The sequence below is a fragment of the Amycolatopsis sp. BJA-103 genome, assembly GCF_002849735.1.
Classification (GTDB): domain Bacteria; phylum Actinomycetota; class Actinomycetes; order Mycobacteriales; family Pseudonocardiaceae; genus Amycolatopsis.
Window position 1 is genome coordinate 4910413 of the sequence record NZ_CP017780.1, and the last position, 12077, is coordinate 4922489.

Genomic DNA, 12077 nt, shown 5'->3' on the forward strand with positions numbered 1-12077 from the left:
GGTCACCTGCGGCGACTCTGGTCCGAACGCTGGCCGTGGGACACACTTGACCGGTGGCCGACACCGATGACGCCTGGAAGGCGCTGCTCCAGACCAACGATTGGATCAAGGTCGCCGACGCCAAGGCCGCGGCCACGCTCGCCGCGAGCGGAGTGCTCGGCACCGTGCTCGTCCGATCCGCGCCAGGACAGAACGCCTGGCGCCAAGAGCCCTGGCTAGCCAGCCTAGCCATACTGAGCCTGATTCTCACGGTGATCAGCACCTTTGTCGCACTTCGCGTATTTGCGCCACGAATTCGCACGGGCGAACCTCGTTCACTGATGTACTTCGACCACATCGCGCGCCGATATCCGAAAGCATTGGACTTCAAACACGCTTTTATTGGCATGCTTGATCGCGACGGTCTGATGCGCGAGTCGATTACTGAGCAGCTGTGGGCCAACAGCCGAGTGGCTCGCCGAAAGTTCAAGCAAGTCGCATTCGCGATCTGGTCGCTTGGCGGCGCGTTGGCCACACAGGTGGCAGCAGGATTGGCGCACGCATTACTAGGTCCGTGACGGAGCGCCGACGGTCTCTTTGCGCAAGATCTCCGTGACACGCTGGGTCTTCTCCGGCAACGGCGCCGAGGCGTCCCGCGAGGTGGGGACTGCCCGCGAGGTCATTCACACCGGCTCACAACACGGCCCGCCCTGCCAGGCATTTCCCGCCTCATCGGTGTGCCCCCACAGTGAGCAGGACTGCGGAGTCCTCGAGGGCATCGAGAGTGTGGCGTGCAGGGCTGCTCCGCGGTGGTCCAGCCACGGCTGGTGGAGTCCTAGGCCGCCGGGGGGATCGGAGCACCTGGGCAGGTGGCGTTGGAGGTCTTGCCGGTGTCGAAGAACTCGACCGCTTTCGAGGCGCACGGCAGGATTGACAGTGAGCCGTGCATGTCGTCCTCGACGGTGAGGAGCGGGCCGCCGATGTGGGCGCGCATGTCGTGGGCCCACGGTAGCGGCGTGACCGACTCGTAGGCGTGACCCACGAGCTGCAGTGGGCTCTTACCCGGCTTGAAGTGCCACGTGGTGGCGGGCAACGGCCAGCCGACGCAGTAGCCGTCGTAGGAGCCGTGACTGCCGGCGACCGGGAGTTCGGCGGACAGCGCGAGGTGGTTGCGCCAGTGCGCTTCGAAGTCGCGGGGACCGCTTGATTCGTTGCAGATCAACGCGTTCTGCTGGTCCGGGTCGAACGCCGGGTTCGGGTCGTCCCAGCCGAAGCCGGAGCGGGTGGACACGGCCGTACTGGGCACCTTGCCGCCGGAGCGGAGCTTCACCAGCTGCCGGGCCGAGTCCGGCCATTTGCGGCGCGCTCCGAGGAGCAGGCTGTCGACCGTGTTCCGATCGGGGGCCTTCGCCCGCAGATCCAGCAGCGCGTCGGTGACCGCCTCCTTCGTAGCGCCGAAATGGTAGACGTGGTCGTTGCCTGCCGAGGACCAGGTAGCCGAGCAAAGACAGCCACAACATCCCGCTGAAGAGCGCGACGAGCCGTACTCGCTCCGACCCCTGAGTTCAGGTACGCGTCGAGGAATTGGTGCGCTTCGTCGCCGAACTTCGTCGTGATGGTCTCGGCGACGACCGACGTTCGCTTATCCTCGGTCGAGCAACTGGTGGATGGCGCAGGCTCCTTTGACGGCGGTTACCGACCGGGACGTCGGCAACGCCGCCGGGGCCAACTCTTGCCCGTGCTCGACTTAGCTCGAGGCGGTCCAGCCTTCCCGCCCGCCTCCGGAGCCCCGTCAGCCTCCGACGCGCCGACCTCCTGCGGGGCACTCAGCACGTGCCCCGCAGGCGTCGGCTCCGCGGATGCCGAGGTGCCGTCACCGTCGCCGATATCGTCAGGACCATTCAGGAAGTAGTCCCATCTGGCCTGTACCGCCGGCAACCGCGGAAGCCACACCAGCACGCCGTTCAGCAGCACCGCAACAGCCGTGGCAAGGTACGCGCCACCGAGACCGAGCGTGGTCGACCATGCGATCGTCGCACCCACCACCACAGTGCAGGTCGCGAAGACCGACAGTGCCGCCAGCGCCAGGTTGTCACGGCCGCGCCGGGTCGCCACCGCCCACCCAACAGCTGACACAGCCACTCCCGCCAGAGCGGTGTTCAGAACCACGTGCTGCCCCCGGACGAGCATGTAGGCCAGGATCGCCCCACAGAAGCCGAAGATAACTACCAATAGGCGCAACCGGCTATCCCCGCTATGCCTGGACGTCAGGCCGGCAACCCCGCAAGCAAGAACCACCACCGCCGCACCCGCTGGAGCCTCCGGCCTCGTCGGCAGCCCGAAAGAAGCGACCAAGACCAGCACAACTAGTGCAGGCACCATCCCACCCGGCTCCGTGGATCGGCTCTTCCACGCCGCAAACTGCAGCACCGTCGCAAACGCCAGAAGTAGCAACTGGGACTGACGATCCTGACTCTGCAACGCGGCCACGTCGCACGACACCCCGAGGAAAAGTAGCGCGACAGACGTCAACCGTCGGGCCGCCAAGTCGACGCCCTGAGTGATCAACCCGACGACCAGCAGGCCGCTAGCGGCCGCGATCGCCCCAGCCCGCTGCAGCACCAACGGCCCCAACAACAGGGAAAGAATCATGCCCACACCCGACATTCCAGACGCCACGTAGAACACGACACGGACCACCGGCGCCACCTGCCGACGCCGACGTACCCACACCGCAAGGATCATGGCCAAGGTCATCGTGCCCAGCAGCAACACCCACCAGCTGTCTGCGATGTCGGAGAGCTTGTTGATGTAAACCCCGAGACACACTGCAGACAGGAACGACGCGCCGAGCGCCAGGTACTTGGTCCACTTCCCGGACAAACGGGACTCCCTGCTCGGTAGACGGCAGAACCAGAGTGCGCTACGGCTAGTGATCGCTGATTGCACTGCACCCGTTCCACGCAGCCCTGCCGACTACCCGAACGGCCCAGAGGCGGACGACCCCGATCGGAGCTGCCTGACACCGACGAGCGCGATGCGAAGCATCGAACAGCGAAGCCCTGAAGACACGAAAGGCTTCTCAACTATCGGTTGCCCTACGTCGCGGAACCGTACCGACAACCCGGCACATCGCCGTCGGCAATAGTGCAACATCGAATATGAGCACTGCACCTGCACACCAAGCGACATGGTGCAGCCGTCACAACAGGCGCTCGGGAACCGGCACACCACCGAAGGATGTGGCGTGGCGTGCGGCTATGTCGCCGAGGCTGTGGACGCCCCAGCTACCTCGATATCCCCGCGTCTGCCCCATGCTCCCGTAAGCTGTCGCTGTGCCATGCTCGCGAACTCTGCGCCTTACGTGATGTACACTGAGGAATTCTGGTCTTCGACAGAAGGTCAGACGATCGCCTGGCGGTACAGACACCTCCGCACTCGGCGGCTGCTCCTGCACGGCGAACCTCTCCGGCATGGCACCAAGACAGACAAGCGCCGACGGGCCGACGATTTCAAACACGGCGTCTCTCAGCTCGCAGAAGTCCGACAGGGCCCTCTGACCGGACCGGTCGCGCTGGATCTCGACTTCCACACCTCGGCGGACCAACCACCTCACCTTTACCACTTGGCGAAGCGGTATCTGGACCTACTGGGCGCTGCACCGCCGAAGGCACCCGCAGGCGGGCACCGCTACCTGCTCTATCGCGACGACCGTCAGGTTCATTTGCTGCACGTGCGCGTCTGGCAACCTCTGGGGCAGACTCCAGGAGGCGTGCCGGCGAACACCGCCGTTCTGGCGAGACCGCTGCGAGACGTTGTGGCCGACCTCGATCTTGCCGACGTCCTGCGCAATCTCATCGACGACCACGACGAGGAGTCACCCTTTCACGTGCCCGAGGTGCCAGACGTCGACCTCACGCCGACGTTCGACCTTCGGACGGCCTCCGGACCGGCAGAGCGGCAGAGGTGGTCCGATCTGAACATGTGGTTACAGCTGCATGACCGATCTCGGGTCCAAGAAGCTCTCCTCGCGGCGAATGACGCGTTGGTCGCGTCTGTGTTGAGCCGCAGCACCACATTGATCAACCGCACCCGAAGGCCAGGAAACTCGAACGACTTATTTAATAGCATCGCCGAGTCTGACCGGGACATGTTGCTATCCAACGTCTTGCATATTCCCTTGCCCTCATTGCCGGGGGCCAAGGGCGAGCGCCCAGTGTTCCGCGATGGCTTGCGCGACCAGTTGAAACGGTGGACACGCCGTTGGCCAGTACTCAACCCTCTCCTGGTGCCAGTGAAAGCCATTCTGCTGGTTGTACCACCACCAAACGGCAAGGACCTTGACAACCTCGTACGCGACGATGTTCTCCCCGCCGTGCACGAGGTGCTCACCCCACAACTGACCCCTTGGATAACGCGGTTTCCTCAGCTCACGCTCGACCAACAAGCAGGATGGCGATCGCAAGAGCGTCAGCTGAGGCAGCTCCAGCAGAGCAGTGTGAACGCCTACGAGGTCATCCAGCTCACCAGAGTTCCAGATGACCCGCCAAACGGGTTCCTCCGACTCGTGCTTGGAAGCGGAACTACCTCCGGTAGTACCTGGTCACGACTCGCAGGCTTCGTAGAGCGTCACATGGATCGCACCTGAGCACGGCAGCCAATGACCACAGAGAATGCGTTGACGTCAGCCCACGTCAACTTAGCGGCCGAGAGATGAACCGCTAAGAGCAACACAACGACCCGCATTACGGGAACACGTCGGACAGCCCCACGGGGGCAGTCTGGGCTTGACCCGTTTTGACGGACATCCAAGATCAGGGGGCGTGTGCCTCCGGAAGGATGTCCGTCATCATGGAGACTATGGGCAAGAAGAAGCCTCGGGCTCGGCGTTCGTTCACGCGGGAGTTCAAGGCTGAGATCGTCGAGCTGTGCCAGCGCGGTGACCGTTCGATCAGTCAGGTCGCGAAGGACTTTGACCTGACTGAGACTGCCGTGCGGCAGTGGATCGCGCAGGCCGAGCGGGACGCGGGGGTCCGCGCCGACGGGTTGAGCACTGACGAGCGGGACGAGCTGGCCCGGTTGCGGCGGGAGAACCGCCGGTTGTCCGAGGACGTGGAGATCCTCAAACGAGCGACGGCTTTCTTCGCGAAGGAGATCCGGTGAACGTGTACCCGTTCATCGAGGCGGAGAACGCCGGCACCACCGGCAACGTGAAACGTTCCTGTGAGCTACTCAAGGTCTCCCGAGCCGCCTACTACGCCCATTGCGACGCCGAATCTTCCGCCCGCCAGCAGAAGGATGACGAACTGACCGCCGAGATCATCGCGATCCACGACGAGTCGAAAGGCACCTACGGAACACCCCGTGTCCACGCGGAGCTGCGCGCCCGCGGGCGGCGGCATTCCCGCAAGCGCGTCGCCCGGCTCCTGCGCGCCGCTGGGCGGGCGGGCAGGGCTCCGAAACGATGGCGCACCACGACGGTTCCCGACCCGGCAGCGACCACTTCCGCTGATCTGATCAAGCGGGATTTCTCTTGCAGCGCAACAGAAATCAACACCCGGTGGTGTGGCGACATCACCTATATTCACACCTGGGAGCGCTGGTTGTATCTGGCCACGGTGATCGATCTCAGGTCGCGGCGGGTCGTCGGGTGGGCCACCGCGGACCACTTGCGCACCGAGCTCATCGCCGAGGCACTCGACAACGCGGTCGCGCAGCGCCGGCCCGAGCCCGGGGTGATCTTCCATTCCGACCGGGGCTGCCAGTACGCTTCTACCCAATTCGGTGACCTCGCCGAGGACCATGGGGTGCGTTTATCTTTGGGGCGTAAGGGACAGTGCTGGGACAACGCGGTCGCCGAGTCCTTCTTCGCCACCATCAAAGCCGAACTGATCGACCGGTAAGGCTGGCCGACGCGGATCGTCACGCACAAGGCGATCTTCGAATACATTGAAGGCTGGTACAACACCCGCCGACGACACTCCAGCCTCGGCTATCTCAGCCCCAACGCCTACAAAACAAGCCACCTGACGACCGAAGACACCTCCGGCCGTCAAGTAGCCTGACACCACCTCAACGACCCTGTCCGTCAAAACGGGTCAACCCCAGTCTGGGAAGTTTCGAATTCAACCAGCCTGCCGCCATACAAGCTAATTTTCAGCCAGCACAACCGGGGCGTTTTGACACTCGTTCACAACTTACGAATTCACTTGTCCACTATGGACAAACGAGTCGCTCCTTGACGCGATGGGGATACCACCAACCTGCAGCAGTACTGGCGTTGGCGACCTTGCCGGTCTGGTCGCTTTCAGTCGACCGGAGTGAGGTCCACGCTTTAGCGAGTCAATCGCCGCAGGTCACTCCTTCAGGCCATACGCGACGCAGAGCGGCGACCGCGCCTTCGTTCCCGCTGCCACTTCGCGTTCCAGCTCCTCAATCTGCCCCCGCTCAACTAACTGGTTCGTCAACTCGAGGGCAGCGTGCCAATCGCCGTTGTCGGCGAGATCGCGCAGTACCGCGATGGCGTGCTCGACCGGCCTGCGCGCGGTCAGTTGCGCCGCCCGGGCGCCGGCCTCAGACCATACCGACCGACAACACAGCGAGTCCGTCCTCCAACGCGACAGCGATCGCTCCCTCCGGCAAGGGAGCGATCGTGTGCACGGGTTTGCTTACAACGATCACCTTAAGTTGTGCCTGGGTGACCGGGTCCCAGAGCCTTACCGTGCCATCCAGGCCGCCGGTCGCGAGCAAGGTACGGCCGTCAGGCCACGGCAGCGCTGTCATCGCCCGCACCTTGTTGTTGTGGCCAGCGAGGGGGCTACCGACCGGGTGGCCGGTCACCGGGTCCCACAACCGCACCGTGCCATCTCCGCTCGCGGTCGCGAGCAAGGTACGGCCCTCAGGCAACGGCACCGCTGCCATCTTCAGCACCCTGTCGGTGTGGCTGGCGCGCGGATGGCCGACCGGGTGGCTGGTTTCGGGGTCCCACAACTGCACCGTGCCATCCAGACCGCCGGTAGCGAGCAAGGTACGGCCGTCCGGTAGTTCCACCGCTGCCACCGAGTAGGTGTGGCTGGTGAGCACGTCACTGGCCGGGTTGCCGGTCACCGGGTCCCACAACTGCACTCTGCCATCCAGACCGCCGACGGCGACGAGCAAGGTACGGCCGTCGGGCGATGGCAATGCAGTCATGGCCGACACCTCCCCTGCACTGCGGGTGTAGCCGGAGAGCGAATTACCGATCACCGGGTCCCATAGCCTTACCGTGCCATCCAGGCTGCCGGTCGCGAGCAAGGTACGGCCGTCAGGCAACGGCACCGCTGCCATGGCCTGCACCAAGCCGATATGACCGGCGAGCGGGTTGCCGACCGGGTGGCCGGTCACCGGGTCCAACAACCGCACCGTGCCATCCTCGCTCCCGGTCGCAAGCAAGGTTCGGCCGTCAGGCAACGGCACCACCGTCATCGCCCACACGTCGAAGGTGTGACCGGCCAGCGGATGGCCGACCGGGTGGCCGGTCACCGGGTCCCAAAACCGCATCCCCCTGCCATCCCCACTCCCGGTCGCGAGCAAGCTACGGCCGTCAGGCCACGGCACCACCGTCATCAGCCAATTCTTGTAGGTATGACCAGTGAAAGGGTTGCCGACCGGGTGGCCGGTCACCGGGTCCCACATCTGCACCGTGCCATCCCCGCTCGCGGTCGCGAGCAAGCTACGGCCGTCAGGCCACGGCACCGCCAGCATCGCCCAATTCTTGTAGGTATGACCAGTGAAAGGGTTGCCGACCGGGTGGCCGGTCACCGGGTCCCATAAGCGCACCTCGCCATCCCCGCTCCCGGTCGCGAGCAAGCTACGGCCGTCAGGCCACGGCACCACCGTCATCGCCCAGTTCTTGTTGATGTGACCAGTGAGAACATCCCTGACCAAGCGGCCAGTCACCGGGTCCCATAAGCGCACCTCGCCATCCCCGCTCCCGGTCGCGAGCAAGGTACGACCGTCAGGCCACGGCACCACCGTCATCGCCCAGTTCTTGTTGATATGGCCAGTGAGAACATCCCTGACCAAGCGACCGGTCACCGGGTCCCACAAGCGCACCGTGCCATCCAGACCGCCGGCGGCGAGCAAGGTACGGCCGTCAGGCAACGGCACCGCCACCACCGCCAGCACTCCGCCAGCATGGCCAGCGAGGGTGCGGTGGGTCTGGGCGGAGACAAGCGCTGCCCAGCGGACATGCCAGGCACGCTGGTCATGTGGCGGTGGTTCGTGGCGGTGGATGTCGCGGGTCGCAGTGTGCCGGGTCATGGCGAGTTGGCGTATTCCCGGGCGTTCGGAAGGTACGGCAGTGATGAGCTGGTGGCTGGCGCCGATAACACCGGCGATGGCGGGTGGCAGTGGATGGCGGCCGAATGCGGTGCGCCACGCGTCGGCGGCCACGGAAGCGGGATCGAGTCGGTCGAGGACGCCGGGGTGGTGGCCGAGCAGGATCCACGCTTGCTCGCCGGCGTATCCGGCGTGGCCACTGAGATGATGGGCGAGGTAGGAGTTTGCAGACTGCTCCGGGGCTTCGGCCAGGTAGTTCGTCATGGCCGCGGTGATGGCCAGATGTGCATCGGCGGTGAAGTGCTTGGCGAAAGTGCGGTGAGCGAGGCGGTACACGGTCTGGCTGTGGTCGGTATCGAGCAGCACGTAGGGCGCGGCGGCGTCGAGCACGGCGTGCACCTCGGCGTCGCTGATCGTTTGGGAGGCGAGCGCGGTCGCGGTCAGCGCGCATACGCCGTCACTGACCGGGAGTCCGCGGCCTTGGGCGTGTGCGAGGGCGCGGAGCACTGGAGTGGACGCCGGGTGTGCGTGGCTGAGCCGGGTGACGGCCCGACGAAACAGGCCGCGGTGATCGGTGGACAGCAGGTCGTCGACTGCGGTTCCGGTCGGCGGTGTTCCGGCGGCGAGGATCTCGTGGACGGCCAGGCGAGCGAAGAGGAACTCGTGGGAGCTGACGCCGATGGCGATCGCGGTGTCGTTGATGGCGTCGGTGTATCCGAACGCTGTGGTCAAGCGGCTGACAACGTAGCGGCCGATGGCCGTTGGGTCGCGGGTGAGAGTGATGATCCTGTTGGCGCGCAACGCATCGAGCAGGTTACGGCGCTTCGACGGCGGCTGGTCTGGGCCCTCGCTGGTGTCGCGGCGGGTACCCACGACGACACGGACGCCGTCCAGCGCGCCCAGGCGGCGCAGCAGCGCGTTGGCGACGGTGAGCGGGTCGACGGCCTCGTCGAGGGCGTCGGCCAGGATCGTGAGCGGGGCACTGTGGGCGACGTCGGCGAGCAGGTGGTCGAGGCGCTCGGTCAGGGTAGCAGCGGGGTCGGGGCCGTCTAGGGCGAGGTCGGCTGCAATCTGTACGACTGCGTCCTGAGTGGACAGTCCGGTGAGGTGCAACACGACGGTGAAGGTGTTGTCAGGCGGGCGTTGCGCGGGCGTCAGCTCGGTGATCAGCCTGTGCCGAGTGAGGACGGACCGCAGTCGCGGCCGGGTCTGTGCGAGCAAGTTGCCCAGCAGCGCGGACTTGCCCGATCCGGCGGCGCCGGCGACGGCCAGCACGCCGTGGTCGTGGGTGGCCAGCCAGTTGGTGATGCGCTCGGACTCCGTGCGTCTGCCTTGGAAGTACCAGGCCAGCTCCCCGAGCTCGCCGCCTTGGGCCTTGGGGATGAAATGGCCGCGTTCGTCGGCTGAGAGGTCGGCGAGGACGGCGTTGATCTCGTCGATGACGTCCAGCGGCGCGCCGGTGAGGGGTGCGGTCCGGTGCAGCGCGGCGTCGTCGGTGATCTTCTTGGGGACCACTTCGGCGCGCGGCAACGTGCGGCGCAGCTCGCTGGCCAGGTCCCACAGGCTGATCCGGTCGCTGGCGCCGAAGCTGTGCCGCAGCACAGATCGCAGCGCGGAGGTGAACCGGCCCAGCGTGGTGGATCCGTCACCGGAGGTACCGATCAGCAGGAACCTTCGCCTGCCCGGCATCGCATCGACGGCGGCGCTGACCTGTTGGACGAACGCGGCCGACCAGCAGGTGTCGATCACCACGATGTGCCAGTGGTCGCCCGTGTCGCGGCTGCGGGGTGCGATGGCGCCGGCCATTCGGTCAGCGCTGACACCGGGACGGTTCTCGCGTTCGTGGCTGCGGGCGTGCTGCAGGCGTGGAGCTGCCCGGTTAGCGCTGGCATGCCCCACCCAGTAGAGCACCGAGAACGGGTGCTCTGAACTGCTCCAGTCGGACAGTCGGGCCTCCACCGCGTCGCTGCCCCGGTCTTCCATCGGAACCAGCCAGTCGGTCACGACGCCACTGAAGTCCGCCAGCAACTCGGCCAGCGTGGTCACCTCGGCATCGACATCGTCCAACGGCGGCAGACCCGGGTCGGAGTAGTGACCAAGGGCGACAGGATGAATCTCGATGTACTGATCGGTCACGGCACCGCCAGCAGGAACTGCACCACCGGGGTGCTGCCACCATCGACCCGCAGCCGGTAGAGGCCCGGCCGATCCACCACACCTGTGATCACCAACCGGCCATCACGGAGTTCGGGCGCCGGATGATCCACGACCACGTCGGTGTCCGCGTCAGTCAGGGTGCTGGCCACGTGGAATGGATCGTCGATACCGCTCAGAGTCCCAGTCCATTCCTGGCCAGGCGATACTACATCGGGCAAGACGAGGCCGATATCGCCGACGCCGAGCCGCGGTTCTTGTGTAGCACGGCCGTGCTCCACGATGTCACGGGCGAAGGTAACGGCCTCGTCGGAGTGCGCCAGGCTGGCGTGCTGCTGTGCGAGCACCATGTGCCGCTCCTGGTGGTGAGGCACGGCGGAGTTGCGGGGAACGGTGCCGTCACCGAAACCGCGAACGCGCCGCAGTCGGCCATGCTCGTCGCGGACTAACTCGCCGTCGCTGTGCAGCAGGAAGGTGTCATAGGTGCCGCTGGCCGCACCCGCATGCAGCGTCAACGACGACACTGTGGGCTGCTCCACGCCGATCAACGCCCAGTGCTGCGGCAACGCGGATGCCGCCCGCTCGGCCCGCGCGATGAAGGCCGCGGTCGCGAAGCCCTCGTCACCGCCAAGCCCCACGACGTCGGCGACGGTGAGCCGACGGACGTCGGCGACGGTGTCGACACACCGGTAGGCCGGCAGCAGGTCGTACAGCCCGGGCATGGTCACCGCGGCCGCCCTCAGCCGCTGACGCAGCAGTCCGGTCGCGGGAGCGAGCATCAGCGCGGCCTTCGCCGCGCCGTCGAACGGGGTGCCCAGCGTAACTGTCGCGCGAACCTTGTCGGTGGGAGCCATCGCCTGGCACACCAGCCCGCCCATCGAGTGAGCCACCAGAACGATCCGGGCGTCCGGCCGGTCGCTGCGCGCACGCCAGTAATACAGGTGGGCGTCGACAGCGTCTGCGAGCAACGCGGCGTTGTGCTTGACCGGCAACCGCCAGTCGTAGGCGAACTCGGCGACAGCGCTGGGATGGCGCACCACACCACGCAGCTCCCGCACCAAGCCGGCGTAGGGCTCCAGCCCCGTCAGACCGGGTAGGTAGGCGGGAAACCTCAGCAGGCGCACCGGCTTGACGCGGCTCGTGTCACCGCCACGTTCCGCGTTGGTAAGCGCGAGCGGCTCCATTCCCCGCAGTAACACCGACACAGCCTGCCTCGGCCGCAAGCCCCAGATCGTCTTGCCCGTCGTGGTGTCCACCAGCTCGCTGCCCATGATGCCTGGCACCACCATCACCGCGTCCGGTGTCATCCCACCTCCCCTGGTGACAAACGTCACGCAAAGTAAGAGTCACCGTCGGCGGCGGCCGTGTTACATCGTCGCAGAACTCCGAACCTGCTGAAGTCCCCACCCCAGCGGTCGTGACGAACAAGCAGAAAGACTGCTACACCACCAACTGGCTCTGCAGAGCACTCCTCCACCTATCAGCACACCGGAGCAAACGGAGACATAACGGAGCCCAGTCGCGATCAACGCCTAGGCGAAATCACCGCCGAAGGACCACCATTCCCGCAGGTCGGCGGCGATGTTGATGTGGTGGGCCGGGTCGGGCTCGAACCGACGGCCAAG

General features: G+C 65.8%; 9 protein-coding genes. 5 read left to right on the forward strand and 4 right to left on the reverse strand.

What is annotated here, in order from left to right:
- Window positions 1–53: 53 nt before the first annotated feature.
- On the forward strand, window positions 54–557 hold the full coding sequence (locus BKN51_RS21120; protein WP_101609274.1) for a Pycsar system effector family protein: 504 nt from the start codon (window positions 54–56) through the stop codon (window positions 555–557).
- 257 nt (window positions 558–814) lie between these two features.
- Here the strand turns inward: BKN51_RS21120 and BKN51_RS43215 are convergent, their stop codons facing one another.
- Both BKN51_RS43215 and BKN51_RS21130 read right to left on the reverse strand, forming a co-directional pair.
- Entirely contained in the window at window positions 815–1270 is a 456-nt protein-coding gene (locus tag BKN51_RS43215; protein WP_158255782.1) for an alpha/beta hydrolase, read from the reverse strand.
- Window positions 1271–1671: 401 nt separating this feature from the next.
- Window positions 1672–2862 carry a hypothetical protein gene (locus tag BKN51_RS21130; protein ID WP_101609276.1) on the reverse strand — a complete coding sequence of 397 codons (1191 nt, stop codon included), beginning with the start codon at window positions 2860–2862 and terminating at the stop codon, window positions 1672–1674.
- Window positions 2863–3346: 484 nt separating this feature from the next.
- On the opposite strand from BKN51_RS21130, the gene BKN51_RS43220 reads away from it, so the two are divergent.
- The 4 genes from BKN51_RS43220 to BKN51_RS44975 all read left to right on the forward strand — a co-directional run bounded on the left by BKN51_RS43220 (window position 3347) and on the right by BKN51_RS44975 (window position 6044).
- Window positions 3347–4627, forward strand: coding sequence for a hypothetical protein (locus BKN51_RS43220; protein ID WP_146044369.1), 1281 nt, complete (start codon window positions 3347–3349; stop codon window positions 4625–4627).
- Between the two features lie 212 nt (window positions 4628–4839).
- The gene (locus tag BKN51_RS21145; protein ID WP_158255784.1) at window positions 4840–5142 is read left to right on the forward strand and encodes a transposase; all 303 of its coding nucleotides are present in this window, start codon (window positions 4840–4842) and stop codon (window positions 5140–5142) included.
- Entirely contained in the window at window positions 5139–5882 is a 744-nt protein-coding gene (locus tag BKN51_RS21150; protein ID WP_101609280.1) for an IS3 family transposase, read from the forward strand. The genes BKN51_RS21145 and BKN51_RS21150 overlap by 4 nt, the downstream gene beginning before the upstream one ends.
- Window positions 5883–5897: 15 nt before the next feature.
- Window positions 5898–6044, forward strand: a complete 147-nt coding sequence (locus tag BKN51_RS44975) for an IS3 family transposase (RefSeq protein ID WP_101613361.1) — start codon at window positions 5898–5900, stop codon at window positions 6042–6044.
- A gap of 508 nt (window positions 6045–6552) precedes the next feature.
- Here the strand turns inward: BKN51_RS44975 and BKN51_RS21160 are convergent.
- The gene (locus BKN51_RS21160) at window positions 6553–10434 is read right to left on the reverse strand and encodes an nSTAND1 domain-containing NTPase (RefSeq protein ID WP_101609281.1); all 3882 of its coding nucleotides are present in this window, start codon (window positions 10432–10434) and stop codon (window positions 6553–6555) included.
- Window positions 10431–11759, reverse strand: coding sequence for a PGAP1-like alpha/beta domain-containing protein (locus BKN51_RS21165; protein WP_101609282.1), 1329 nt, complete (start codon window positions 11757–11759; stop codon window positions 10431–10433). The genes BKN51_RS21160 and BKN51_RS21165 overlap by 4 nt, the downstream gene beginning before the upstream one ends.
- Window positions 11760–12077: the final 318 nt, after the last annotated feature.